At 51.7% G+C, this 26,346-nt stretch carries 20 protein-coding genes; 6 read left to right on the top strand and 14 right to left on the bottom strand.

Features of this window, described 5'->3' with window-relative positions:
• Window positions 1-54: 54 nt before the first annotated feature.
• The 8 genes from ACJJIB_RS05295 to dnaX all read right to left on the bottom strand — a co-directional run bounded on the left by ACJJIB_RS05295 (window position 55) and on the right by dnaX (window position 6,455).
• A complete protein-coding gene (locus ACJJIB_RS05295; RefSeq protein ID WP_252084685.1) occupies window positions 55-735 on the bottom strand; it encodes a YEATS-associated helix-containing protein in 681 nt (226 codons plus the stop codon).
• 363 nt (window positions 736-1,098) lie between these two features.
• Entirely contained in the window at window positions 1,099-1,479 is a 381-nt protein-coding gene (locus tag ACJJIB_RS05290; protein WP_252084684.1) for a hypothetical protein, read from the bottom strand.
• 59 nt (window positions 1,480-1,538) lie between these two features.
• Window positions 1,539-1,988: a YcgN family cysteine cluster protein gene (locus tag ACJJIB_RS05285; RefSeq protein WP_252084683.1), complete on the bottom strand. Its 450-nt coding sequence runs from the start codon at window positions 1,986-1,988 to the stop codon at window positions 1,539-1,541.
• 9 nt (window positions 1,989-1,997) lie between these two features.
• On the bottom strand, window positions 1,998-2,285 hold the full coding sequence (locus tag ACJJIB_RS05280) for a YcgL domain-containing protein (RefSeq protein ID WP_252084682.1): 288 nt from the start codon (window positions 2,283-2,285) through the stop codon (window positions 1,998-2,000).
• Window positions 2,282-3,412 (bottom strand): ribonuclease D, encoded by a 1,131-nt coding sequence (rnd, locus tag ACJJIB_RS05275; protein ID WP_444888083.1) that lies wholly within the window; start codon window positions 3,410-3,412, stop codon window positions 2,282-2,284. The genes ACJJIB_RS05280 and rnd overlap by 4 nt, the downstream gene beginning before the upstream one ends.
• Before the next feature lie 5 nt (window positions 3,413-3,417).
• Window positions 3,418-4,026, bottom strand: a complete 609-nt coding sequence (recR, locus tag ACJJIB_RS05270; protein WP_444888082.1) for a recombination mediator RecR — start codon at window positions 4,024-4,026, stop codon at window positions 3,418-3,420.
• Window positions 4,027-4,054: 28 nt separating this feature from the next.
• A complete protein-coding gene (locus ACJJIB_RS05265) occupies window positions 4,055-4,399 on the bottom strand; it encodes a YbaB/EbfC family nucleoid-associated protein (RefSeq protein WP_152451685.1) in 345 nt (114 codons plus the stop codon).
• 61 nt (window positions 4,400-4,460) lie between these two features.
• A complete protein-coding gene (dnaX, locus tag ACJJIB_RS05260; RefSeq protein WP_444888081.1) occupies window positions 4,461-6,455 on the bottom strand; it encodes a DNA polymerase III subunit gamma/tau in 1,995 nt (664 codons plus the stop codon).
• 235 nt (window positions 6,456-6,690) lie between these two features.
• Between dnaX and ACJJIB_RS05255 the strand changes: the two genes are divergently transcribed.
• The 5 genes from ACJJIB_RS05255 (at window position 6,691) to ACJJIB_RS05235 (ending at window position 18,142) form a co-directional block, all read left to right on the top strand.
• Window positions 6,691-7,218, top strand: coding sequence for an RNA polymerase sigma factor (locus ACJJIB_RS05255; RefSeq protein ID WP_252084678.1), 528 nt, complete (start codon window positions 6,691-6,693; stop codon window positions 7,216-7,218).
• A gap of 289 nt (window positions 7,219-7,507) precedes the next feature.
• On the top strand, window positions 7,508-8,551 hold the full coding sequence (locus tag ACJJIB_RS05250) for a FecR domain-containing protein (protein ID WP_444888080.1): 1,044 nt from the start codon (window positions 7,508-7,510) through the stop codon (window positions 8,549-8,551).
• Between the two features lie 112 nt (window positions 8,552-8,663).
• Window positions 8,664-11,573: a TonB-dependent receptor gene (locus ACJJIB_RS05245; RefSeq protein ID WP_444888079.1), complete on the top strand. Its 2,910-nt coding sequence runs from the start codon at window positions 8,664-8,666 to the stop codon at window positions 11,571-11,573.
• 337 nt (window positions 11,574-11,910) lie between these two features.
• Complete coding sequence (locus ACJJIB_RS05240) at window positions 11,911-14,904, top strand: TonB-dependent receptor plug domain-containing protein (protein WP_252084675.1); 2,994 nt, start codon at window positions 11,911-11,913, stop codon at window positions 14,902-14,904.
• A 526-nt stretch (window positions 14,905-15,430) separates the two neighbouring features.
• Window positions 15,431-18,142, top strand: a complete 2,712-nt coding sequence (locus ACJJIB_RS05235; RefSeq protein ID WP_252084674.1) for a TonB-dependent receptor plug domain-containing protein — start codon at window positions 15,431-15,433, stop codon at window positions 18,140-18,142.
• 134 nt (window positions 18,143-18,276) lie between these two features.
• Here ACJJIB_RS05235 and ACJJIB_RS05230 read toward each other — a convergent pair whose 3' ends face one another.
• Window positions 18,277-19,410: a tetratricopeptide repeat protein gene (locus ACJJIB_RS05230; protein ID WP_444888078.1), complete on the bottom strand. Its 1,134-nt coding sequence runs from the start codon at window positions 19,408-19,410 to the stop codon at window positions 18,277-18,279.
• A gap of 241 nt (window positions 19,411-19,651) precedes the next feature.
• Here ACJJIB_RS05230 and ACJJIB_RS05225 point away from each other — a divergent pair, with 241 nt between their 5' ends.
• Window positions 19,652-21,433 carry a peptide MFS transporter gene (locus tag ACJJIB_RS05225; RefSeq protein WP_252084672.1) on the top strand — a complete coding sequence of 594 codons (1,782 nt, stop codon included), beginning with the start codon at window positions 19,652-19,654 and terminating at the stop codon, window positions 21,431-21,433.
• Window positions 21,434-21,570: 137 nt separating this feature from the next.
• Here ACJJIB_RS05225 and ACJJIB_RS05220 read toward each other — a convergent pair whose 3' ends face one another.
• From ACJJIB_RS05220 to dapA, 5 genes are all read right to left on the bottom strand, one after another.
• Entirely contained in the window at window positions 21,571-22,395 is an 825-nt protein-coding gene (locus tag ACJJIB_RS05220) for a sulfite exporter TauE/SafE family protein (protein ID WP_444888077.1), read from the bottom strand.
• Window positions 22,396-22,527: 132 nt separating this feature from the next.
• Window positions 22,528-23,352 carry a sulfite exporter TauE/SafE family protein gene (locus ACJJIB_RS05215; protein ID WP_444888076.1) on the bottom strand — a complete coding sequence of 275 codons (825 nt, stop codon included), beginning with the start codon at window positions 23,350-23,352 and terminating at the stop codon, window positions 22,528-22,530.
• A 106-nt stretch (window positions 23,353-23,458) separates the two neighbouring features.
• Window positions 23,459-24,232, bottom strand: coding sequence for an MBL fold metallo-hydrolase (locus ACJJIB_RS05210; protein ID WP_444883845.1), 774 nt, complete (start codon window positions 24,230-24,232; stop codon window positions 23,459-23,461).
• A gap of 2 nt (window positions 24,233-24,234) precedes the next feature.
• Entirely contained in the window at window positions 24,235-25,428 is a 1,194-nt protein-coding gene (locus ACJJIB_RS05205; protein ID WP_252084668.1) for an NlpB/DapX family lipoprotein, read from the bottom strand.
• A gap of 34 nt (window positions 25,429-25,462) precedes the next feature.
• Complete coding sequence (gene dapA / locus ACJJIB_RS05200) at window positions 25,463-26,338, bottom strand: 4-hydroxy-tetrahydrodipicolinate synthase (protein WP_252084667.1); 876 nt, start codon at window positions 26,336-26,338, stop codon at window positions 25,463-25,465.
• Window positions 26,339-26,346 lie beyond the last annotated feature (8 nt).

The raw sequence follows: 26,346 nt of genomic DNA, 5'->3' as shown, positions 1-26,346 counted from the left end.
AATTGGATGACCAGCCCGAGTAGAGACTAAATGAAGGGGGTTATCGACTATGGCTCAAGCCATCTGAGTGCTACGGCGGTGTACTACTTGGCGCCCCTTACCGGTGATATACCAGCGAATCCCCAGGTGACTGTGGATTTTGCCCACCATTTCTAATACAAGCAGGCTGTTAAGGGCACGGGCAATAGAATTGGTCTCCATACCACTATCTTGCACCATGCCACTTAGGGAGCGGAATACACACTCACCGTCATTTAGCAGATTGAGTACCTGCAGGGCATTGTCGTCCAGCTTGCGAATTTGGTTGAAATCCAGCACCGGTCCCTGCTCCAGATCCCCTTCTATCTCATGTTCCAGCAAAGGCATCATTTCCAATTGCATAGTGCGCAGTTCCTGCTCCATATTTTCCACTCGAGCACGGGCGATACTGGCATCGCGCAGCTGGCGACGCGCAGCATTAAACACGAACATGCGGGAAGCTATAGCGGCAAGCAGACAATAACCGGTAAAAATCAAAAGCCGCGAAGGGTCGCCTTGGATTTCGATCAATAAATCGCTTTGGGTAAACTTCAGGAAGATTGGCACCATTAAGGCACCACATAATCCCATAATCAGGCAGCGAGCAAGGCCGGCGGGATCCTCCTCCGTAAACAGCATTTGATAATAGTTCACCAGCCCACCGAGAATGCCCGATACCAGCATTACTGCAGTGAGAATCAGCAGGTGGTCGAGCATCAGGGTTCCTCAGCCATCTGGCAACCTGCGCCATAACTATGGGCGAAAATCTACGCCAAGGGCAATTTATAAACTTTATCTGTCGTGAGTCTGGCTTACCAATAAGTAACCCACTCTACTGGGATATTCAGAAATGCAATCCATGATTTCCCAATAGGGGCTTGTTTATTGGTCTTTATCAGTACGCCGGCTCGTCTGGCCTCACGCCAAGTGCGTAAGCAGCCTAATAGATATAGCAGCTGTCACCATCCACAGAGAGGCTAGAGAAAGGAAGGAACGCCTTTGATAAGCAAGGGGAGAAAAGTAAGTGGGCCCAGTTGCGATGAGCCCTGTGATAAGGGAAGATCTGGATGAAAAATCCCGTTACTGTTCCTTGAAGTATGGGTCTTCGTCGAAACGACGGCGGCGACTGCGGCGAAACTTAGATAATAGTGAAACCAGTCCCCACACAATCATCACCGCTAAAGCACCACCTGCAGCAAATACCAAATTTGCTGTCACTTCCGGTGCTGCCCCATTTTCTTCAAATAATACCTGGTAGAGATACAGGGGTAGCACGGGCATGGCTACTGACTCGGCCACCGGTATTTTTACCGGCAGCAGTAGTACACCAGCCAAGACCAATAACAAGGTGCGGCGCAGCCAGCTCCAGCGCCAATTGCGCATAAACCACCAGCCGGCAGCTAGTAAAACCAGTGTCGAGCCGGTATATACCAACCAGGCAAGTTGAAAATCTTCAGACATTTTTTATTTACTCTATGTTTCCCGCCCAGTTCAGGAACGAGTGACTATGCCTCACTAGCTCAACCGGCTTCCACCCAGGTGACGATGTGCTCCTCCATATCATCCGGGTGAACCAGCTCCTCACTGATGACACTGCCGCGCACAGACATACCCGCTTTGTGTACAGACTGGCTATCTCCACTCACAAGCGGATGCCACTCCGGCAACGGGTGCCCTTCGGCCAAGCGACGGTAGGCACAGGTGCTCGGAAGCCAGGTGTATTGGTCTATATCCTCTACCCGCAACTGCACACATCCAGGCACCAATTCTTTTCGCCTTGAATACTGGCTACAGCGACAGGAATCTGTATCCAGCAAACGGCAGGCGACATTGGTGTTGTAAAGCTCACCAGTTTCCTCATCTTCCAGGCTGTGCAGGCAGCAGCGTCCACAACCATCACACAGAGCTTCCCATTCAGGTTCACTCATTTGCGCTAGAGTTTTACGTCGCCAAAAAGGCAATTGTGCCATTAATCTAACTCAGCGCTGCAGTTTGCTGTTTTTCAATGCGATCTCACGCATTTCAGAATCGGCCACCGGCGGCATCTGCAAATAGTAACCTTGCACACGTACCTCTTGCAGGACTTTGTCGGCATTTGCACGCGCCAGTTTGCGCTCTGGAGTCATTAGCATGGTAGTGACGTGCTGGGGGCTGCCAAACAACTCCAATAAATTTTTAGGTACTCGCGCAGTCCCCTCACGCTTATCGACGTACAAATACATTTCTTCTTTTTTGGGACTGCGATAAATATCACACAAGACTTTCACTTCATTTCCTCTTTGCGTAAATGTCGCAGAGCTTTAAGCAGGGGCCAACCAACCACTTCGGCGCGCCAACCACAGAGGCGCCCCTGCAACTGGGGGTCGCGAGCAAGGACCAGGGCTTCCAACTCTTTTTTGCGAATTAGGATTTCTGCAGGCAGCTTTTCACGCTCTGCAATACTCGCGACCTCTTTACGCAGTAACTTCAGTAACTCCCCCTGTTGTCGGTTGAGCGGCTGCGGTAAACGCGTCGGCAAATCGCTGCGCTCCAGGGCGCGAGAAATCAACTGCAACAACCTATCACCGTGTTCTCGCAGGGCACGGCCCTCGAGACCAGCCTGGCTCAAGGCGCCTTTATGCCGCGGCAACTGCTGGGCCATGGTCATACAGAGATTCTCCTTGAGCAGGTGGTTGCGCGGCATATTTCGGGTTCGCGCCTCACATTCCCGCCAAGTACAAAGGTCCTGTAACACGGCCAAATGTTTACCGCGCAGGCGCCAGGCACCTTTCACTTTCTGGTAATAGAACTCAGGGGGTTGTGGGCTTCGCGCAGTTGCCACCAAAGTTGCACAGTCTTCAACTAGCCAAGTTTCCCGCTGCTGCTCCTGCAACCGCTTTAGCAAGGCACCATAGAGAACCGGCAGCCAAGCCACATCGAGTGCGGCGTAGGTTTTCTGGGCATCACTGAGAGGGCGCTGCAACCAATCCGAGCGGGTCTCGCTCTTCGGCAGTTCAATACTCAATAGCTCGCGCACGGTAGCGGCGTAACCGAGGCCTGCCCCCATACCACTAATCGCCGCGGCGATCTGAGTGTCAAAAATGGGCTCGGGGATCACCCCCAGCAGCCGCTCCAGAGTCTCCAAATCCTCGCTGCAGCTGTGCATGATTTTTGTAACAGCCGTATCCAGCAGCAGATCACGCAACGGTTGCAGGTCTTCAATGGCGAGATTATCGATGAGGTAGCAGTGCCTGCCATCCCCAACCTGCACTAGGGCCGGCTGAGGATAAAAGGTGCGACTGCGCATAAACTCGGTATCCAGAGCCACAGCGCGCTGCTGTCGCCACTGTGCGCACAAAGCCGCCAACTGCTCGCAGGAGTCCACCCAGCGCGGAGTAGTATCTATTTCAACCATCGGTATTACTCTGCTGGGGAGAAGAAGGCAGTGCGACTATTGAAGGCGTGCGCCAGGGTACCGCCGTCGATATATTCCAGCTCACCGCCGATGGGAACGCCATGGGCGATACGACTGACAGTTACTCCCTGCGCTTTGGCGCGCTCAGCAATGTACTGGGCTGTCGCCTCCCCCTCTACTGTGGGATTGGTGGCGACGATCAACTCCTGTAATGGCTCACTGGCCAACCTGCACTCCAGCAGGTCCATTCCAAGATCTGCGGGGCCGATACCATCAATCGGAGACAAGTGACCATGCAGCACAAAGTAGCGGCCATGGTAGTTACCAGCCTGCTCAATCGCCAGCACATCGGCGGGAGTTTCAACAACACAGAGAGAGGTTTGTTCGCGGCGTCTGTTGTTGCACAGGGTGCATACGGCTTCTTCGGTCAATGTACGGCACTGCTGACAACGACCGACCTTCTCCACAGCCTGCGCCAGGCTGCGCGCCAGTAATTCTGCAGCGTCGCGATCCTTTTCCAACAAGTACATCGCCATGCGCTGGGCCGACTTGGGGCCCACACTGGGCAGGCAGCGCAGCGCGCGAATCAACTCTTCGATTAAGGGACTAAACATATAAGGCTAAACAACCGGGCTCTGCCCCTTAAAATGGAAACTTGAAGCCTTCCGGCAGATTCATGCCAGAAGCGAGGTTACCCACCTGCTGCTTTTGTAACTCCTGGGCCTTCTCCTCAGCTCGGCGCACAGCATCGTTCACTGCCGCGGCCAAGAGATCTTCCAACATCTCTTTGTCTTCGGACAGCAGGGAAGGGTCGATTTCCACAGAGATAACATCGTGCCGGCCATTCATGGTGACCTTAACCATACCCGCGCCGGATTCACCGCACACCCGTAGCTCATTTAACTCCTGCTGTACCTTCTGCATTTTTTCCTGCATGTCGGCCTGCATTTTCTGGGCCTGTTGCATCAGATCGCCCAAACCTTTCATAGGTAACCTCTATCTCTATTATGTGTGAGCCCGGTTAGACGCCGGGTAACCAAAAACTCTATCAATCCGCCTTCGCCAGGGATTCAACAGTATCTGACACTAACTCAGCGCCCAGCTCGGACTGAAGTTCCTGAACCAGGGGGTCTGAGGTAAGGGCATCCCGCGCTGCTGCTAGGCGCGCATCGCGAGTCGCCGCAGCCAAACGTGCCGGCGTACTGCCTTGTACCTGCCCCACCTGAATCTGTGCAATAACCGGCTGCTGGAAAAAGTCTCCCAGCAAGTCCCCCAGGCGCCGCTGATGCACCTCGTCATAGAGGCTGCTAAAAGATTCGTCCAGGGTAAAGGAAAGTATATTGTCCTGGCGCCCCACTAGCTCCAGATGCTGCGCGATCGAGTGTAATATGCCGCTGACTCCCAACTGCTTATAGAGTGCCGGCCAACTACCTGGTGTGAGGGCATCAAAGCGTGCCGGCGGCGCTTCAGCAATCTGAGCAACCGCTTCCGTTCTCGTGGGGGTCTGGTTTTCTACCGCAGGGGGAGAGGCCTCGACTTCCGCTACGCGTTGGCGAAGTTCAGCTAGAACCCCCTCCCGCGAGCCAGAGGGTTGAGCGCTGGGTACCTCTAGTGGCCGCTCAACTATTGCAGTCTGGGCATCCAGTACTAACTCGCCGGCTTGTTCTGCATGGTATGGAGGCTGCTGGGGCGCGGGTTCTTCAAGTTTAGGAGGCATATCCCCTCTAGCCGGCACCGAGTTCTGAACCGGGCTTTCATTCTGCGCAGCCGCTATCGCTTCGGCATGAAGCCCTGGAGTTGGCACGGCCTCGGCACTCTCAGAGTGCTGAGGCACCACAGCTTCAGACTTTTTTTCGTCGGCATTCTCCTGCTCGATAGGCGCCTGCTCTCTAAGCGCCGTCTGAGTTTGCGCACTAGCAGTTGTTTCAGGCAGTTCTGCCCTTGGAATTGTCGCTACGCCCTGCGGACGGAACGCCAGCATGCGCAACAGCGCCATTTCAAAGCCGCTACGGGGATCTGGGGCCAGGGGCAGGTCACGGCGAGCGTGCAGTGTCATTTGATAGTAGAGCTGTATATTCTCTGGGGCTATACGACTGGCAAGCTGCCTTAGCCGTTCACCATCGCCCAGGGCGTTATCTATCGACTGGGGCAAAATCTGGGCGACCGCCAGACGATGTAAGTTATCGGAGAGCTCTGCCAGGGTGGCGCCAAAGTCTGGAGCCTGTTGAGCCAGCTCAGCAACAGTAGCAAACAACGTCGCCGCATCTTCTTCTGCCAAGGCATGTAGCAGTTTCCACACCAAGCCGGTATCGATGCTACCAAGCATGCCACGCACTTCGGCTTCGCTGATTTTGCCACCGCCAAAAGCGATAGCCTGGTCGGTGAGACTCATACCATCGCGCATACTGCCGTCTGCCGCGCGGCCTAGCTGCCAAAGGGCGCCTTCTTCAAAAGGCACCTGTTCCTCCCCCAATACAAAGCGCAGATGCTCGACAATCCGCTCGGGGCTCATATTCTTAAGCTTGAACTGCAAGCAGCGGGACAAAACAGTTACTGGCAGCTTCTGTGGGTCTGTAGTGGCAAGCAGGAATTTCACATGAGGCGGCGGCTCCTCCAGGGTCTTCAGCAGGGCATTGAAGGAACTGTTCGAGAGCATATGCACTTCGTCGATCAGATAGACCTTGTAGCGACCTCTGGTCGGAGCATACTGAACATTTTCCAGCAGCTCCCGGGTATCCTCCACCTTGGTGCGGGATGCCGCATCCACCTCAATCAGATCGACAAAACGGCCATCGGCTATCTCATTGCAGGCATTGCACTGTCCGCAGGGCTCAGAGCTGACACCCTCCTCACAGTTCAGGCATTTGGCCAGAATTCGGGCAATTGTGGTCTTTCCCACTCCCCGAGTACCAGCAAACAGGTAGGCGTGGTGCAGCCGGCCGTTATCCAAGGCATTGATAAGTGCCTGAAGCACGTGCTCCTGCCCCACCATCTCTTTAAAAAGACGCGGGCGCCATTTACGTGCCAGTACTTGATAGCTCATCCAGTCTCCGGTGCTCGGCACACCTCTGCCAACTTATATCTCAACGCCTTTGGCGCGGGCGCCATTATACCGGCATAGACGACGAGGCATAGCGAATAGCAGGCTATCATCCCAAGAGATCGTTTCGCGCCACTCGTAGCCCAAGCCAACCTTGTGATATAACTGCGCCAGCTCGCACTAAGAACAAACAATTCACAACGATAAAGCGAGCCTGGGACGGGGAAAGCAATACGCAATGAATAAAGCCAGGAAGACACTTCTGGAGAGGCTATTTGCCGAGCACGGCCAAGCCTTGGTGCGCTTTGTCGCACGTATTGTCAAAAGCCCAGACGATGCCGAGGATATTGCTCAGCATGCCTACCTGCGCCTACAAAAACTCAGCGATGAAAAGGAGTTGGAAAACCCTCGCGCCTACCTCTACCAAATCGCAAACAATCTGGCTGTTGACCAACTACGTCGAGGCAAGCTGCATGTGGAGTACCTCAACCAGCAAGTCTCATTAGAGGGGGAGACTCACGGTAACGACCATACCGATCACCAGTCCCCAGAACGGGTTCTCGCTGCACGCCAACAGTTACAGTCCATCTATGAGGCAATGGATAAACTGCCACTGAAGTGCCGACAAGCCTTTCTGCTGCATAGAACTCGCGGACTCTCTTATAGTGAAATCGCCCATGAAATGAACATCTCAGTGAGCAGTGTGGAGAAATATATTCTACAGGCACTAAAGGCCTGCCGGCGCAAAGTGGACTCCTCCCCGTAAACCCGAAGCTTCCATTCAGTCTCCTCACTAATTTTTGTTGAGGGGGGCACCTTCTCAGCCGTCTCAGTGTGCATGAGTGGAGCTTAAATCCTGACAAAACCTGAAAAGTGAGGCACTTTCAGAATTATTTGCTGCTAAATGAGGCAGTTGCGTTGCGATTATTCTGTAGAAAGACCTTTACCTTCACCGGCATCGCAAAAGTCGGGCGGTTTTGAGTAAGATGCACTGAATTTTGAGACCAAAGTCCCACTCTTAAAGCGTTATTTAACCCTTAACTACCAGAGCAAATATGAACAGCAACCCCCAAAGTCAAACAAGCGATGAGAGCCTGGACCAGGCCTGTGCTTGGGTTGCTCGCTTACGCTCAGAGGCCATGAGTAGCGCGGAAAAGCATGAATTCGAAGCCTGGCTGTCGGCTTCTGAAGCTCATCGCCAGGCTTTCGATGAGGTGGTCGAGCTCTGGGGCGACCTGGGTGCCCTCGCCCATATGCCAATCGATCAACTGTTCCCTGAGAGTGTACCCAGCCCCCACACCCAAAATGGAAAAACTCAAGCAAAGAAAAGAGTACAACCTATTCATTGGGGACTACCGCAATGGTTCATCGGTGGCGGACTCGCCACCTGTGGTGTATTCCTCGCTGTCTGGGTTGGCCTGCAATGGCTAGGAAACAGCAAGACTGATCAACAAATTTATATCACCCAGCTAGGTGAGATTCGCACCATCAGCCTGCCTGATGGGTCCGAAGTAAAGCTGAACTCTAATAGTGAATTTCGCGTCAGCTTTAGCCGCAAGGAAAGACAAACGCAACTCCTTCGTGGAGAGGCCTTTTTTGACGTCGCTCGCCAAACTGCCCGCCCTTTCACCGTTGCCGCCGGCAGTGCAAGTATCCGTGTACTGGGAACCGAATTTAATGTAGAGCTGAACCCAAAGAATACCCGAGTATCGGTCACCGAAGGTAAAGTCTCTGTCAGTGAAACAGAGAAAACACCAGGCCTAACCCCCGACTCCGTTACGCTAATCAAGAACCAAAAGGTCAGCGTATCTGACCAAGGCCTCACCCAAGTCCAGCGCACCTCACCGGAAGAGGCGACAGATTGGACTCGCGGTATCCTGGTATTTGAAAGAACTCCCCTCAAAGAGGCCTTGCAAGAGCTAAACCGCTACTTAGCCACCCCTGTTGTCGCTGCACCACAAATCGAGGGGCGCCTAGTATCTGGTACTTTTGCCATATCCGACCCAGATAACACACTCGAAGCCATTACCACGGCCCTGGACCTTCAGCAGGACCGCAGTAACAATAACCTGACTATCTTGTCTCCCAAGCACAACTAGGTTATAACCGTCTCAAATGGCGGTCGTTTATTAAGCAAATAACCAACTCCCCGCCCACAAACACAATAGATACACCCGCTCAGTTAAATTCAAACTGCTGGGCGCAATAAAAATGGGCAATTTCTTGACGGTAAAGCACTGGGTTACAGCTTTTTTAGCACTCATGCTGTCGGCAAATAGTGCGGCCGATGCACTGTGCCCAAAGCCCAGAATCGAGCTTCCAGCGAGCTCTCTGCCAGAGGCCCTCATTTCTTTGGGAAGGCAGTGCCAAGTCTCTATTCTGGTACCAACCTCCTCAGCTTCGTTATATCAACTACCTAAGCAGACACTGAGTACAGGGCAAAACCCATTTGAAGCAACAATTGAACAACTACTAGAAGGCCTTCCATTTTCCTATCACCGTATAGGCCCGACCTCCTTCGCGGTGACTCCAAATAAGGAGTCACCGCCTCGATCTGAACAGCAATCCAGCAAAGCACCTGAAGAAATCACAGTTACCGGCCAAAGCCTTACCGGCAGCCATTTGCGCCATTATCAGCTAGACGGCTATGCTCCTATCGACAGACTAACCCGGGAGCAGCTTGAACTTACCGGAGCGCAAACTGTTGCCGATGTACTCAAGTTTCTCCCAGCCATTTCGGGAAATTCCACCAGTACCTCAGTCAGCCAACAGGATGACGGCACAGCCACCGTCTCTCTCCGTTACCTTCCTGCCAGCAACACACTGGTCTTGATCAACGGCCGCCGCATAATTGGGGATGGTTACAACGGAGAGGCTACTGACCTCAACACAATTCCTTTATCTTTAGTCGAGCGTGTCGAAATCCTAAAAGACGGGGCTTCTGCAGTTTATGGATCGGATGCCATTGCTGGAGTGATCAACATTATCCTCCGTAAGGACTTCGAGGGCCTATCTATAGATAACTACTATGGGCAATCAGGTGCTGGCGATCGCGAAACCGAATCCCACCATTTAACCTGGGGGAGACACGGCGAGCGGGGTCATATCATGCTCAACCTGGCACAATACACCCAAGGCTCAATAATGAGCCGCGACCGCAACTTATCTGAGTCTGCAGACAGCCGAAATTTTGGTGGCACAGATAAACGCTCATCAGCCACCCCCGAAGGATTTATCGCGCTTGATAACGGTGCCACTCTGACCAGCCAAACCTCCAATAATTATCGGGACTGGTCCCTAGAAGATCGCTACAACTATAACGACTACACCTCTGCCATCACACCATTCAAAAGTAACTCTGCTTACCTATCTGCTAATTTTGACCTTTCAGACAACCTCCTTTTATTTGCCGAGGCAATGGGTCTACATACCTCTGCAGAGTCGACCAAAGCACCCTCCCCAGTCTTCACACGCTTCGATAACGGTGATTTGACAATAGCAGCAGATAACATCTACAACCCCTTTAACCAAACAATTACAGATGTTAGGAAGCGCATTACGGAACTAGGTCCACGCATTCAAAAAAACCGCACAGCCACCTGGAGACTCAATACAGGAATCAAAGGGGTCTACAACCAGTGGCATTGGGAACTGAATACCTCCCTGCAAAGGGCAAAAAAATCTGAAAAACTCAGCAACCTTATTAACCCCCTAGCGCTCTCTCAAGGCTTGAAGGGGCCCACCAGCTGCAATTCAAGCAACGACTGCACCCCTATCAATCTCCTCGGCCCCAGCGGCAGTATCCCTCAGGAACAGCTGGAGTTTATTCGAGGAACAAGCACTACCAACAGCCGCACGAGAATGGAATCTCTCACCTTTATCTCAGACGGATCCCTAGGGGAAACCAGAGCCGGAGAAATTTTAGCGGCAGCAGGATTCGAGATTAGACATGAAACTCTGACCAGCGACTCGAATGACCTAAACGGCCTTTCCTATATTGGTGGGCACTCCCCAGGAGCGACTCGAGGCTCACGCACCATTAAAGAAACTTTCGCCGAGGTCTCAATCCCAATTCAGGAAGAAAAACTCTGGCTCGATGGGGCCGTCCGCTTATCCAGCTATAGCGACTTTGGTAATACCTACAACCCCAAGCTCGCCATACGCTGGCAGGTTTTGGAAGACTTAAATCTACGGGTCAGCTATGCCAGCGGTTTCAGGGCCCCCACTCTTACTGATATGTATCAACAGGGCTATCAAAGTCAGGAGTTTATCTTTGACCCCTGTACCAGTAAGAGCGCAAGCACTTTAACTGGCTGCCCAGGGCAATCAGACAGCGCACGAATTCAGTATCTTACCGAGTTTGGAGGCAACCCCAACCTCACGCCTGAAACTTCAAAAACCCTTACAGCTAGCCTTGCCTGGACACCAGAGCATATAGAAGGGTTAAGCTCTGCAGTCGAATTTTTTAACATTCAACAGGAAGATGTCATTGGCAGTAACCCTCAGTTCCTGGTTGAGCAAAATGCCTATGCTGGGCTATTCAGCGATAGAGTATTGAGAGACGAGCAAGGTGAAATCACCAAAATTCTCGCAACAAGAATCAATAAAGGTCGCAGAACCATCCGTGGTTACGATGTTGCGCTTCGCTACGATCTACCCGAGGATGAGCATGGGCAGTTCAAGTTGGCTATGAACATAAGCCATATGCTGGACTACCTCAACCAGGGAGCCGCAGGACTGCCTGAAGAAGAACTGTCAGGCACTTTTGTAGACATCACAACTGGCGGGGCAGGCTCACTGCCAGAATTTAAAGCCAATGCGGGGATTTATTGGAGCAGCAACCGCTGGAAAGCTGGCTACACCGTACATTTCGTCGGTCGCACTAAGGAAACCTACGCTCTTAACGATAGAATCGTCACCAACGATATAGGCAGCTGGTTTAGCCATGATGCACAACTCGCCTTCAATCCCTCTAGCAGATTTCGATTCTCAATAGGAGTCAACAACCTGCTTAACACTCCACCTCCTCTTGCTGTAACGGCGACAGAAAATAACTTTGACCACCGCACTTACGACCTGACTGGACGGTACTGGTATAGCAGTTTCTCATTCAGTTTATAAGCTAACAAGTCAAGCCTACATACAAAAAATCGCTCTCCTCCTAACTGTCCATATCTCACCCCCCTAAAAAACTGCACTTAACCTCCATCTAGCTTCAACATCCCCCCATAGATACGGATTACCTCTCTCGCTGAAGTCAATTGAAAACGCCCGTACAACCTGGCAGAACTGACATTGCGAATTATTGGAAAAAAAATGTGATTTTTATGGAGGGGTTCTTGATGCCAACCGTCTTTGAGTATGTTGGGAGAGAAGCGGCTACTTGGGGGTACCCGTTTCTAACGATCGCCATTCATGGCAAAAGACTATAAATCCAACGATCAAGAGAGGATTGACAATGAAAAAGAACCTCCTATCCGCAGCCGTAAAAGGGGCGCTGGGCCTCACCGTGGCAGCGATCATGGTTCCGACTATGCCAGCTTTCGCCCAAGAAGACGCGGAAATGGTAGAAGAAGTAATCGTAACCGGATCGCGCATTAAGCGTGCTGACCTGGACAGCTCCAGCCCGGTTACTGTACTTACTGCAGAAGATATGCAGGCTACCGGCATTACTGACGTTGGCGACCTGCTACAACGCTTGCCCGCCATGTCTGGCTCCCCAATTGGTACTACCACTAACAATGGCGGTTCTGGTGCAGTAAACGTTGACCTGAGAGGCCTGGGCGTAGTTCGCACTTTAACCCTGGTTAATGGCAAGCGCACCGTTGATGGTGGTGACTACCAAACCATCCCTGCGGCGATGATCGAGCGTGTTGAAATCCTCAAAGATGGTGCATCTGCAGCCTATGGCGCTGACGCCGTTGCCGGTGTTGTCAACATTATCACCAAAAAGGACTTTGAAGGGGTTCAACTCGACATTCAGTCCTCTGACTCATTTGAAGCTGATGCTGGTGGTCAGCAGTCCTTTAGCTTCCTTGCCGGCAAGTCATTTGATGGCGGCAACGTAGTCTTCGGGGCTGAGTACGTTAAGCAGAAAGAAATTTACCAGTCAGATGTACCCTGGGATTACTTCCAGAATTCATACTACATTCTGGATGGTGACGAGTTTGAGGCAAATGGGGCAACCAGTGGCTTCCCCCTTGGCTCCTCCCGTATCCCTGAAGGTCGCCTGCAGCGAGGCAATTTGACTCAGAGATTCTTTGACCTCAATGGGGATGGTACCGCTAATACAGCTCGATTAGTGGATCACGCAGGAAATATTAATTACATAACTAACGATGATGGCGATCTTGTTGCAAACAGCAAGTTTGTAGCCTCCCAAGGTAATCCTACCTTTGATCATGCCGACGTATTTATGAATGCGGGCAATGGCGTCGTTGAGTTTGACGGCCGTAGCTATAATTATGCCCCGGTAAACTATATTCAGACTCCTTATGAGCGAGTGAATATCTTTACTGAAGCTAACTTCGATCTTACAGATAACGTCAAGTTCTACTCTGAGTTCCGCGCAAATCTACGCACTTCAGCACAGCAGCTTGCTCCTCAACCTTACGCTTCAGGCGGCGATCCAGGCTACAATGGCTTCTATACTCTAGTTGACCCTCTCACCGGAAACCCACTTCGCGAAGTGAATGTTGGTACCGATGACGATCCAAACTGGGTTTACACTGACGACCAAAGTGCCGGCCGTGAGGTTGAAGCCTCATCCTATATCGGAATCTCTGAGGATAACTTTTACAATCCTTTTGACATGCCCATTATCGATGCTCGCCGCCGGGTAGTTGAATCCGACCGTCGTTTCGAGCAGGAAATTTCTCAATTCCAAGCCATCGCAGGCCTGACCGGCTCTATCCAAGAGTGGGACTGGGAAGTTAGCTACAACAAGGGATACCGCCAACGATCAGATCAGGATTTTGGTCAGTTTTATGGGCCTAATCTATCTAAAGCAATGGGTCCTTCCGCCGACCTTGACGGAGATGGGACTCCAGAATGCTATACAGATATTAACAACCCACAAACTCTGATTGAGGGCTGTGTACCAATCGATTTATTTGGTGGTGCTGGCTCACTCACTGACGAGATGCTGGCGTATGTGGGCACTGTAGTCGTCGACAAGACCACTACCGAGCAAGATCAATTCATGGCCTCAATTACTGGCGATTTGTTCGAACTGCCAGCAGGTACCTTGGGCTCCGCATTTGGTTATGAGTATCGTCGCGAACATTACGCGTACCAGCCAGATTCAGCGAAAGTAGCTGATGAAGTAACGGGTAATACTGGAGCCGGAACTGAAGGTGGTTACAATGTTAACTCCTTGTTTGCAGAATTCTTTGCCCCTCTGTACGACAATGGTACTCAGTCTCTCGACATGACCTTAGGGGTTCGCTGGGATGACTACAGCACCTTCGGCGCTAACACTGTTTATCAAGTTGGCCTGGAAGCTCAGATTATCGATGGTCTAAAATTCCGAGCCACTCAGGGTGAAGTATTCCGTGCTCCAAGTATCATAGAACTCTACCGCGGCGTAACCGACTCCTTCCCCTCATATGATGACCCTTGTAACTCTGCCAATGTTGGTAAGTCTCCCGGCTGTGCCCAAACCGCACCTCAGACTGACACTCAAGTACTGGCGCGTGTAGGTGGCAACGAGAACCTCGATCCAGAAACTGGTGATACATTTACCGTTGGTTTTGTATGGACGCCTGAACTCCCCTACGGTGATATGTCTCTTACCCTGGATTACTGGCAGACCGAACTCGACGACATGATCGATAATCTTGGCGCTCAGTTCATTCTGGATGATTGCTATCAGAACGGAAACTCCGATGCTTGCTCATTGATTGTCCGCAATAATGATTACAGCATTGCATACCTTGAAGATACCTACCTCAATGTGGCCTCTCTGACTGCAAAGGGTGTAGATACTGAGATTCGCTACGGCTTCGATACAGACTTTGGCCGCTTCGAAACCTCTTTACTGTGGGTTCGCCAGCTGGAAAACAGCCGTGTGGCCTTTGCTGGAGCAGATACCGAAGACTACGTTGGTACAATGAACTCCGATTCAGAGACCTACGCAGAAGACAAAGCTAACTATGCCGTAAACTGGTACTGGAATGACCTTTCAGTTTCTTATCTAGGTGAATACATCAGCGGTATTAAAGCGGATGCTTCATACTCTGATTACACCCAGAAAATTGACTACCAGCTGTATCACGACTTAGCGGCTTCGTATAACTTCTCCCAAACTAATACACGCGTTTCTTTCGGTATCACTAACCTGACCAACGAAGAACCTCCGTATATTGATGCAGGCTTCAACGCAAGCACTGACCCCTCCGTCTACCGCTTGTTCGGCCGTTCCTACTATCTGCGCCTCTCTCAGGAATTCTAATTTCCTGATAACTGTGTACAGTTAGTACTAAGCCCCCAAGGCTTAGATGAAAAGCCCCGCTTTTGCGGGGCTTTTTTTTCCACATGTACCAGTTAGCCACTCAACTAGTAAACTGCTGCATCACCACTCATCTAGATGAAAGCCCCCTCCCTAAACCCACTAACTGAACAAAACAGAACTTAGCTAGCCACCTGCCAACCTCAATTAACAATGTAATGTACTTACACAAACATGACTTACATCTGGCTGGTCAAGATTAATCTTAAAAAAATTAATTTATTAGCGATAAGCCAGGGAGAGCAACGAACTTACAAAAAACAACCACAAAGCGATATATCGAGCCTAACAAGATCAAAATTCAGCCAAAATGATCAGTGGCTGATGCTGTCAATTCATGCTAAATCGGACTAGTAAGCTGTCACAATAGTTCCATATTGCAGGATTTTCATTTAAAGTCATATTTGACAGGTTATCTTAATTAAAACTTATAGCCATAAAAGCACCTTAAGTATAAAAAGGTTCCACTATGATCAAGACCAAACTGAGCGTTGCCATTGCAGCACTGGGCACCATCGCCAGCTCTGGCGTTTTCGCCCAGGAATCTATTCCCGGACCAGAGGTTGAGGAAGTAGTTGTTACTGGTTCCCGCATTGCTCGTGACCCACTATCCACTACCGGCCCCATTACCCTGGTTGACTCTGAAGCTATCCAGCGCTCTGGTGTAGGCACCATTGATGAGCTGCTCAACCAGCTGCCATCCATGGGAACAACAGGTATCAATGCCAACGACAACAACGGTGGTGCTGGTCTGTCATTTGTGGACCTGCGTAACCTGGGTTCTGCCCGTACCCTAGTGCTGGTTAATGGTCGCCGTTTCGTATCTTCTAGCTCTGGTGTCGCTTCTGCCGTAGATATGAACAATATCCCGGTTGATATGATCGACCGCATCGAAGTTCTTACCGACGGAGCCTCCGCTGTATACGGCTCTGATGCGGTTGCCGGTGTAATCAACGTTGTTCTAAAAGATTCTTTCGACGGTGTTCGCATTAACGCCCGTGCAGGTGCCACTGAAGCCGGCGGCGGTGAGAATGGTGAGCTGTCTATTACCTTTGGTAAAGAATTCGATCGCGGGCAATTTATCGGTAACATTACCCATAGCAAACGCGATGAAATCACATTTAAAGACCGTGACTGGGCTGGATTAGAAAGCTCCATGTCACCAACCGGCAACATCTATACCGACTATGGTAAATTTGGTGTAGATAGTGATGGGAAGACATTAGGGGCCTTCTCCTACTATGATATCGGCCAGTACATGTGGCTATCCGGAGCCATGGAACGCACCAGTTTTACTGGCAGCGGTACCTTCTCCATTACAGATGCAATTGAATTTTATGGTGAGGGTTCCTATACCAGCAAGACTACCAATCAGCAGCTGGCAGCCCAGCCCATGTACAATAGCAATGGGCTAAAAATAACTTCTGATAACTTACCTGCCGAAGTTCAGGCCCAACTTGCTGATGCTTGGCAGGAAGCTGAGGACGCCTATCAAATTGAATTGGCCGCCTATAACGCCGCGCTTGCTGAGTGGAAATCTCAGGGCAGCCCGAAAGATCTGGAGCCTAGTGAACCGGAGGCATCTCATGGTGACTCTTGGCAAGCAGGACTAACCGATGTCCGCTTGCGTCCGGTTGCAGGTGGCACCCGAGACTCTGAACAGCAGACAGAAACCTATCGTATTCTTGGCGGCCTTCGCGGCGACCTAGCTAATGGCTGGGGCTGGGATACTTTCGTGAGCTACGGCAAGAACGAAGGGGAGAATACTGTTGGTAACTCCATCAATAAAACGCTGATGCAGCAGATCCTTGATGGCACGAGCGGTATTGCTGAAGAAAATATTCAGCTCCTCGGTGGAATGAGTGATGAAGTCATCGATTACATCAGCTACACCGACCGTGAAGATAATGAATATGAAATGCTCAATTTTGGCGCCAGCTTAACTGGTGATATTGAAGCAATTCAATTTCAAGGTGGTGCTTTAGGTTTTGCTAGTGGCATTGAATACCGTAAAGAATCTGGTGAGTTCAATCCAAGTGCTGAAACCCAAAGTGGCGCGACCTACAGCAATCAGCAGGATGCTACTTCTGGCGACTTTGCAGTTACCGAGGTATTTGCTGAGTTCAACCTGCCGATCTTATCTGGTGCTAAGTACGCAGACGAATTATCTGTTGATGCAGCTGTGCGTTACTCTGACTACGATACTTTTGGTGGTCAAGCAACCTACAAGTTAGGCGCAGTTTACGCACCAACTGAAAATCTGCGCTTCCGTTCCAGCTTGTCCACGGCCTTCCGTGCACCGGGCATTTATGAACTTTATAGCGGCACCGCACAAAGCTACGAAACTCTAATTGACCCCTGTGACACCAGTAAAAGCAACACTAAGGGACAAGGAGACCACTGCGGCGATCTCAGTTCCAGCTTCCTACAGGCAGGTAACCAGATCGCTACCAATATCGGCGGAAATCAGGACCTACAGCCGGAAGAATCTACCAGCTTTACCGCAGGTGTTGTCTGGACTCCGGCCTTTACTGAAGATTTGTCCATTACTTTGGACTACTTCAATGTAGAGATCAAAGATGCAATCACCTCTACAGATCTCCAACAGCTGCTTGATGACTGCTATCGCTCAGGTATAGCCGCTGCATGTAGCGAAGATCTGGTACGACGTGATAGCACCGGTCAAATTGTCCACCTGGAAGGCTCTCTGCAGAATATTGGCGAAATCAATACCAGTGGTATAGATATCGATATCGTCCAGAACTTCCACTACGATACTGGCAAGCTGGCTTTGCGTGCTCAAGCAACACACTTGCTTGAGTACGATGTATACGACTCCCAAACCAAACAAACTACAGATAACGTAGATTACATTGGTACAACTGGTGATGCATACACCAAGTGGCGTGGCCTTGCCAGTGCAACCTGGTATGCCGATAACTGGGACTTCGGTGCTGACGTTCAGTATATTGGCGACGGCCACAGCCCTTATCTGGACATGCCTTCCCACACCTACCTGAACCTGAAGGCCGGCTGGGATGTGAACGAGGCTATGCGTTTGACTGCCGGTATTGATAACGTAACTGACCGTGAGCCAGCCACTACTTCTGGTAGCAACTGGAACGCCACTTACGACTATCAGGGCCGCTATGCCTGGGCTGGTGTTACTTACCAGTTCTAATTAGCGAATCTCGCAAGTCAATAAATAAGAAAGGGGCCAATCTGGCCCCTTTCTTTATTTAGCAATTTAGCAATTTAGCATTGAATTTTAGTACGCCCTTGTACTTAACACTTAATTACAAGTAACAAAAACCCTCACTCACTCTGCATTATCAGATGCAATTTTCGCTGATAGGCGTTGACTGTTGAGGGACTAGTCACCAACGAGAAGGCCTCTTCAAAGCTCTCCCTTGATGCCGCCATCTCCCCAAGCTGATATCTGGCCAACCCGAGCAGAAAGTGGAAGCGATGATCACCCTCATAACGCGATACAGCCTTGCGCAAACGATGTTCGGCACGCTTAAAGTCTCCCTGCTCATAGGCCTCCCGTGCCTGGTAGAAGAGATAATAGGGATTGCGTTCCCGGTGGTAGCGGGCACGCTTGGCATATTCATCGGCAAGTGCTTGCTGGCCGTTGTATCGATAGAGGCGCTCCAGATTGCTGATTGCAACAAGGTTGCTGCTTTCTAAATGCAGAGCTTGCTGGTAACTATGCTGCGCCTCGGTTAGAAAGCCGTAGTGGCTGTACATGGCTCCCAGATTAGCCCATAAATCACTCCTCTGTGGACGCAGCTCCAGCGCCTTGCGCAGATATAAGAAAGCTTGCTCTCTCTCCCCTTCACGCATCAACTCAACTCCGCGATTACTGTAGAAGAGAGCAAAAGCCGTCGTATCATCCAGGATGTGCTGATCGTAAGCAGGGTCATAAACGGCAAGGTTGAAGTCGACTACACGACGACCGCGGGAGCTTTCCGATACCATATTCACATGTCTGTAAACGACGAAGGTCTCAGCCTCATCGTGGCTCCAGACGGGAGGCACTTCTACCTGATTGAAGGAAGCCTCAGCCCCTAATTCCCTTGCCATCGCCACCATCATCAGAGTGAAGGCTAAGCAGTTACCCCGTGCCAGCCGATAGGTTTCCATGGCTGTTAAGGTAGCGCTTTCATCATACTCCACAGTGAAGTCGCGCAGCTCAAAGGCCCGTATCAGGGCTGCCAAACGACTTTGCGGGCTGGCATTTGGAGCTAACTCTTTCAAATAAGCGCGTATATCTGAGTCTAACCCCAGAAGATCTTCTTGCGGCAACTCCTCCATGGAGACCGCTCTGCCCAGCAAAGCCTCACCGCTCAAGGCATTTTCCAAGTCAATTGGCTGAATATGACCAGACGGTAGCCTCGCACATGCACTCAAGAACAGGAGCAGACTTAGCAGCAATAGGGTTTTCATTGTTATTTTCCCCTTAAAATTCCATGTTACGCAGGATTTACCACTTATCACGCTGCGATGGAAGCACCTGATTACCATTTCTCTAAATTGTTCCACAACGGTTCGCCTGCAATTTAGACAGCTGGTAAACTCTGTCGGCTGTACTGGAAGCTCTGGAAGCAGCCCAATCAATCCCGCCCCTTATTCCGGGAGAGTGGCTAGCGGAGGTTCCCCAATAACTATTACAGACAGAGGAACTTCTATGTCTTCTAATGTCGCGGACGTCACAACGGCGGCCTCTCCGAGCTCGGGCGAATTGCTCGGCCACCCGAAAGGGCTCTATATCTGTTTTGCTACAGAGCTTTGGGAGCGATTCTCCTTCTATGGGATGAAGTACTTACTCCTACTCTACCTCACCAAGTATCACCTTTTTACCGATAGCGCGGGTTACGACGTACTCGGCGCCTATGCCGGCCTGGTATACGCCCTGCCCCTGATCGGTGGTCTGCTGGCCGACCGCTACCTGGGTATGCGCAAGGCCGTACTATTTGGCGGTGTGCTGCTGTGTCTAGGCCACTTGTTAATGGCTGTGGAAGGCCATCAGGCTATCTCCTATGCGGCAGGTACAGTTCTTTCAGAAGCCATTACTTTGAATGATGGCAGCGTGATTGCGGCAGGGACCACCCTGACTGAAAACGTAATTATTCAGGATGTGGTGGCCCTCAAAGTCTTCTTTATGGCCCTGGCACTGATCACCGTGGGAGTCGGCTTCTTGAAGCCCAATATTTCCACCATTGTCGGCCAACTCTATCCGAAAAATGATTCCCGCCGCGATGCCGGCTTTACCATCTTTTATATGGGCATCAACGTAGGTTCCTTTATTGCTACCCTGCTGTGCGGTTGGCTGGGAGAAACTTACGGTTGGGGCTATGGATTTGGTCTTGCCGGTATCGGTATGGTCTTCGGCCTGATCACCTTTGTTTGGGGCCAAAAATACCTTGACGGCCTGGCAGAACCGAGCCGTCCGGAAGTACTGAAAGAAAAGGCGCTTGGTCCGATCAATAAAGAGTGGGCTGTTTACCTCGGCGCCATCCTGTCTCTTGGTTTGGTTTGGTACCTGGTACAGAGTGAGCCCATGGTGCACCTGGCTCAGAACAGCCTCTTGATCGTCGCAATCGTCGGCCTAATCCTGTTCTCCATGCTGTACAAAGACAATAAGAGTAAAGATGTTGTCGCCATTGGTATGGCAGCTCTCTCTGCCGGCCTTGGCCTGATTTGGGCCTTCAATGGCGACGACCTGTGGTTGGGCGGCATGTTGCTGGCTCTGGTAGCCTTTATTGGTTACGGCTTTGTCCGCCACTATAGTGAGGAGTTCTCACGCACCGTTGTACTGATGGTCCTTATTACTTCTACTATCGTCTTCTGGGCATTGTTCGAACAGTCCGCAGGTTCTATGACCCTGTATGCAGACCGTGTACTGGACCGCTCCATCGGCGACGGTGAAGTACGCGCCTCCATGTTTGGCTCACTCAACGCAGGCTTTATCATGCTGCTGGCCATTCCCTTCGCAACCCTGTGGGTTTGGCTGGGCAAGCGCGGATGGGAACCAAGTACACCGGTGAAATTCGGTTTGGGCATTATCCAAGCTGGCTTGGGCTTCGGCGCCTTGGTGCTAGGTGCTGCATACCCCACAGAGGCCGGTAAAGTAGCAATGATCTGGCTGGTGCTCGCCTACCTGTTGCACACCTCTGGTGAGCTGTGCCTCTCCCCTGTTGGTCTGTCCGCCGTGACCAAGCTGTCCATTGGCAAAGTGGTCAGTGTGAGTATGGGCACTTGGTTCCTGGCAACAGCCCTGTCAGAAACCGTTGCAACCCGTATCGGTAAGATGGCAGCTGTTCCCCAGGATGGAGCAACTGATCTCGCCTCCACTCTGGCGACTTATACCAACCTGTATGAGTATCTGATGTGGTGGGGCCTGGGTGTCGGTGCATTGATGATTGTTATCTCACCGCTGCTGAAAAAAGGCATGTGTGGTATCCGCTAAGAAGAACCACCATAGCACCAAAAGGCCGCTGTTTTACAGCGGCCTTTTTATTTTTGGCCTCCCTCCTCTCTGGGATAAATAAAGCTTGGCGAACCTAATTGGCGCCGAGCCAGGCAATCAATACGCAGTCAGTAGCTTTAGCTCAGCCCAATTAATAAATTGAAGTTCTGCCAAATAAATCGAATACCGATAATGCAGAGCAATAAGGCAAAGCAAAGTTTCAATCGCTTGGCAGATATCTTATGCGCCAGGTTAGCCCCAAGCTTGGCAAAGAGCACGCTGGTAAGAACAATCCCTAAAAAAGCCGGCCAATAGATGTAACCACTGCTCCAGTCCGGCAATAACTTATTACCCCACCCCTGAACAACAAAGCTCAGCGAACCAGAGATGGCAATAGGCAAACCAAAAGCCGCTGAGGTACCCACTGCCCGCTGCATTTTGACAGCAAAGTGCGACAGATAGGGGACAATCAGCGCCCCCCCGCCAATACCAAAAATGGCCGCGAGCCAACCAATTACCCCCCCCGAACAAATCAGCGGGAGTGAGCCAGGTAAGCGGTCATCACTCTCCTTCTGGGAAGCTGTACGCAAGCCACTCACGCCCATACGCACAGCCATAATTATGGCGAAGACACCGATCAGGAGTTGTAGCCAGGCTCCAGGCAATAGGTCCGCAGTCACGCCGCCCAACCAAGATCCCACAAGTATCCCAGGGGTCATAACCCAAAATAGATGCCAGTCGACCGCGCCCTTAGCATTGTGAGCCCATACCGAGCTTATTGAAGTAATAACAATGGTTGCTAGAGAAGTACCCACAGCCATATGGGTCAGCACTTCGGGAGAAATACCCGTCGCGGAAAAGATCAGCACCAGAGCAGGAACAATGATCAGCCCCCCACCAATCCCCAAGAGGCCTGCCGCGGTACCTGCAACAGCACCGAGTAATAAATAAACAAGCAACATTTCCATGTTGCTTCAGTTTAGTCACCCTGTGTGACTAGGATGGGTTACGGGCAACAGGGAGAGTACAAAGCACCCACCCCATAACTGCGCTTTGCCAAAAGCTCAGATCAATATGACCTGAGCAACCTTACTTCACAGAGCCAGTAAGCCACTATTCAGCCAAATGAAACGTCCACCAATAACGCAAAGCAACACTGCAAATCCATGCTTCAACCACTTTGCCGGTAGGCGGTGGGCCAGATTAGCGCCGAAGCGAGCAAAGATCGTACTGGTCGCAACAATCCCCAAAAAGGCAGGCCAGTAGATAAATCCACTGCTCCAGTCTGGCAGTAGAGTGTTCCCCCAACCCTGCACCGCAAAGCTGAGAGCTCCCGCAATGGCGATGGGCAAACCGCAAGCTGCGGATGTAGCAACGGCTCTCTGCATCCGCACCTTGCAACGGGACAGAAATGGCACGGTGAGCGAACCACCACCAATGCCAAAGATTGCCGAAACCCAACCAATCACTGCACCTGCGCCAGCTAATATGGGGGCTGCCGGTAAAATACCGGCACCCTCCTCCGCCCCACTGTGCCGCAAGCCACTCAGCCACATGCGAATGGCGATAACGATAGCAAAGACGCCAATTAACAGCTGTAACCAGGCCCCAGACAACCAATCTGCTGTCATTCCGCCAAGCCAGGAGCCAATAAGAATCCCCGGAGTCATCATTCCAAACAAGCGCCAGTCCACCGCACCTTTTTTATTATGTGCGCGCACTGAGCTGATAGAAGTAATGATGATGGTTGCGAGAGATGTCCCCACCGCCATATGAGTAAGGATGTCCGGGGAGATACCCATGGCAGTAAAAACCAGCACTAGGGCCGGCACGATAATTAAACCACCGCCCACCCCAAAGAGGCCGGCAATAGTCCCTGCCGCAGCCCCCACTAACAAGTAAATAAGTAAGGTTTCCATCCAGTCACTATCCTTTAAACAACCGTTAGCACTGACCGCAGCGCCCTTGGGCCTGTGAGTTATCACTATTTTTTGAGAGGAAATTTAGGTGGCACCCGAGTGCCGATTACTCACGGGCTTCAACGGTGAGCCAGTCAAACCCTTCCTGCTGACAGGCGAAAATGCAGTTCTCGACACTCTCCACCATTTCTGCCAGAGCCGAACGAGCAAGTTCGAGAGTATTGTTTTTTTCGCTAATATGCGCGACCACCAGATGCTGCAGCTGCTCATAACCCACACGCTGTAAAAATCCCGCAGCCTGCTGGTTACTCAGGTGCCCATAGGCACCACCTACACGCCGCTTCAGAGAGGGGGGGTAGGGCCCCTGGGCCAGCATCTGTGGGTCGTGGTTGGCTTCCAGAACCAGTGCATCGCAACCTGCAAAATGGGATTCCACATGGGGCGTTACTGTGCCCAAGTCGGTCAATAAGCCCAAACTACTCCCTCGACTGCGGAATACATACTGTGCAGCTTCTCTGGCATCGTGCGGCACGGCGACAGGTGTCACCTGAATATCCCCAATCAGGAAAGGCTGATGCCCTTCGATCAAGTGCACCTGTGGTAACTTGCCGATATCACGGGCGCGAAGAGTCCCTGGAGTCAGGTAAATCGGCAGGCCATACTTGCGCGCAAGCGGGGCGACACCGGAGAGATGGTCGCTGTGCTCGTGGGTTACCAGTATCGCAGCGAGGTCAGCCGGAGACATACCGAGCCGAGACATACGTCGCTCGGTTTCCTTGATGGTAAAGCCGCAGTCCACTAACAGACATTGGTCGCCACTGGCGACCAATGTACCGTTTCCTTTACTGCCGCTTCCCAGTGAGGCGAAGCGCAGACCCATTATTAAATCAGGTTCTGCTGAATAGAGAGCAGTAGCTGGGAGGCCTTGTTACGCGAGAGAGGCTGACCGCGGGTATCGCGGATACGCACTTCGATCTCATCGTCACCACCCCGAATCACAATTAAGTAGCCAGGGAAGCCGCCCTCAGGAATTGAGCCGACACCCAAGCCTTTGATTTCCTTGAACAACGCAGGCTCACTACCCTCAGAGGTATCGATACCGGCAAGGATCTGCTGCAGGGTTATCTGGTCAGCATTTTCGGCCAGCTCATCGTCCTGCTTGGACTTCTTTCCCCAGGAGAACCAGCCACCATCATCCTCTTCACTCTCCGCCAACTCGCGCTCTTCATCGTAGGTAACGTAGAAAAGACCGATATCGGAATCCTCGCGATGCAGACGATAAGCGCCGGCATTCACAGCGTGGGCAACGGTAGCCCAAGCACGTTCCATCTCGAGCCCCATGGAAATATAGGGTTCGTGACCTACGGGTTCACGCAGTTGCACCTTTACAGAGCTACCACCTATGGCCTGGGCCACCAGAGAGGCCGAAGCTCCGGAGGCATCTGTGGCCAGGGCGGTGGACATCTCATCGATCATCCAGCCCTCGCGCTCCGGGCTGCTTGAGAGTTGTGGCCAGTTGACCGTTCCCCCCACAGGAGCATCCACCGCAACAGATAAGTGGCGCACGTGGACCTCGGTGGTGTCCGGCTGAACACCAGTCTCTATCTGCAGGCGATATTTATCCTTGGTATCGGGGCTCTCATTAAATGTCATCCAGGCGGTTTCCATAATACCGGCACTGGCGTCAGACATCTCCACGGTCAGCCCGGAAGTGCGCAGGAAATAGTGCAGCTGGGGCCAAACCTCTTCGGGGGGTTGGGAAATCAATACCCAGCGGCTGTTGCCCAGCTTCTGAATTTTTACCCGCTCCAGCCCCGCATTGACCGATAGTGCCTGTGGACGAGGCACTTCAAAGTCCCCATCCTCTAAGCCATTTCCGGCGATCTGTGGAATCTCGTAGAGTTCTTCCTGGTGTTTGGCGTTGATACCCTCTGGAATCTGCAGCGGCGCCAGGCTGTCCGCCTGCTGGTAATCGTTACTGCGATCGCGAAAATAGCCATCGTTGCCGAACACACCACAACCCGCCAGGCTGAGACTAGAAATACAAAGCGCGACTCCAACGGTCAATTTGTTCATTAAAGCTTTCCTGGTTAATTCACGATTCGCAGGTTTATAGTACGCCGGCACTGCGAAGAGCCTCGCGCACTGTAGCATGATGCTCGGGCGAGAGACTGGTCAGCGGCAGGCGGATGCCACCATCGATACGACCCATCTCCCGCAAAGCCCACTTCACCGGTATCGGGTTGGACTCCAAAAACAAAACTTTGTGCAATATTTGAATACGCTGGTCTATTGCCCGTGCAGTCACGGCGTCTCCAGCCAGTGCGGCCTCACACATCTGAGCCACTGCCGCTGGGGCCACATTGGCAGTGACACTGATATTACCTTGGCCGCCCATCAACATCAGTTCCATGGCAGTACTATCATCACCAGAGTAGAGTGCAAAGCCCTCTGGCAAGGTATCCAATAAAACTTTAGCGCGCTCCAGGTCACCGGTGGCCTCTTTAATCCCAACGATATTACCAATTGATGCCAGGCGCTGAACTGTCTCTGGCAACATATCGACGGCTGTGCGACCAGGCACGTTGTATAGAATCTGAGGAATCGGCACAGCCTTGGCGATAGCGCGGTGATGTTGATATAAACCTTCTTGGCTCGGCTTGTTGTAATAGGGCGTCACCAACAGACAGGCATCGGCACCACAGCGGGCGGCACCTTCAGTTAGATCGATCGCCTCTGCGGTAGAGTTGGCGCCAGTACCGGCAATTACCGGAATACGCCCCGCGACCTGATCAACAACCCGACGGATAATCTCAACATGCTCATTAACGTCGAGGGTTGCGGACTCTCCTGTGGTACCCACGGCCACCAGTGCACGTGTACCCTGTTCAATATGCCAGTCAACTAGGTTACGCAAACTGTCCCAGTCCAAGCTTCCGTCTGCAAACATTGGGGTGACCAGGGCCACCATACTGCCGGTAAACATCCTCTCTC

The sequence above is a fragment of the Microbulbifer mixtoriginis (SeqCode) genome (assembly GCF_052467705.1).
This window is presented reverse-complemented; position numbering and strand designations above follow the sequence as displayed.

Bases quoted from the DNA above. Each gene is read 5' to 3' on its own strand.
- ACJJIB_RS05285 (WP_252084683.1), bottom strand. From the start codon at position 1,988: ATGGCACAATTGCCTTTTTGGCGACGTAAAACTCTAGCGCAAATGAGT.
- ACJJIB_RS05295 (WP_252084685.1), bottom strand. From the start codon at position 735: ATGCTCGACCACCTGCTGATTCTCACTGCAGTAATGCTGGTATCGGGC.
- rnd (WP_444888083.1), bottom strand. From the start codon at position 3,412: ATGGTTGAAATAGATACTACTCCGCGCTGGGTGGACTCCTGCGAGCAG.
- ACJJIB_RS05290 (WP_252084684.1), bottom strand. From the start codon at position 1,479: ATGTCTGAAGATTTTCAACTTGCCTGGTTGGTATATACCGGCTCGACA.
- dnaX (WP_444888081.1), bottom strand. From the start codon at position 6,455: ATGAGCTATCAAGTACTGGCACGTAAATGGCGCCCGCGTCTTTTTAAA.
- ACJJIB_RS05250 (WP_444888080.1), top strand. From the start codon at position 7,508: ATGAACAGCAACCCCCAAAGTCAAACAAGCGATGAGAGCCTGGACCAG.
- ACJJIB_RS05245 (WP_444888079.1), top strand. From the start codon at position 8,664: ATGGGCAATTTCTTGACGGTAAAGCACTGGGTTACAGCTTTTTTAGCA.
- ACJJIB_RS05215 (WP_444888076.1), bottom strand. From the start codon at position 23,352: ATGGAAACCTTACTTATTTACTTGTTAGTGGGGGCTGCGGCAGGGACT.
- ACJJIB_RS05225 (WP_252084672.1), top strand. From the start codon at position 19,652: ATGTCTTCTAATGTCGCGGACGTCACAACGGCGGCCTCTCCGAGCTCG.
- ACJJIB_RS05220 (WP_444888077.1), bottom strand. From the start codon at position 22,395: ATGTTGCTTGTTTATTTATTACTCGGTGCTGTTGCAGGTACCGCGGCA.
- ACJJIB_RS05210 (WP_444883845.1), bottom strand. From the start codon at position 24,232: ATGGGTCTGCGCTTCGCCTCACTGGGAAGCGGCAGTAAAGGAAACGGT.
- ACJJIB_RS05240 (WP_252084675.1), top strand. From the start codon at position 11,911: ATGAAAAAGAACCTCCTATCCGCAGCCGTAAAAGGGGCGCTGGGCCTC.
- ACJJIB_RS05265 (WP_152451685.1), bottom strand. From the start codon at position 4,399: ATGAAAGGTTTGGGCGATCTGATGCAACAGGCCCAGAAAATGCAGGCC.
- ACJJIB_RS05255 (WP_252084678.1), top strand. From the start codon at position 6,691: ATGAATAAAGCCAGGAAGACACTTCTGGAGAGGCTATTTGCCGAGCAC.
- recR (WP_444888082.1), bottom strand. From the start codon at position 4,026: ATGTTTAGTCCCTTAATCGAAGAGTTGATTCGCGCGCTGCGCTGCCTG.
- dapA (WP_252084667.1), bottom strand. From the start codon at position 26,338: ATGTTTACCGGCAGTATGGTGGCCCTGGTCACCCCAATGTTTGCAGAC.
- ACJJIB_RS05235 (WP_252084674.1), top strand. From the start codon at position 15,431: ATGATCAAGACCAAACTGAGCGTTGCCATTGCAGCACTGGGCACCATC.
- ACJJIB_RS05230 (WP_444888078.1), bottom strand. From the start codon at position 19,410: ATGAAAACCCTATTGCTGCTAAGTCTGCTCCTGTTCTTGAGTGCATGT.
- ACJJIB_RS05205 (WP_252084668.1), bottom strand. From the start codon at position 25,428: ATGAACAAATTGACCGTTGGAGTCGCGCTTTGTATTTCTAGTCTCAGC.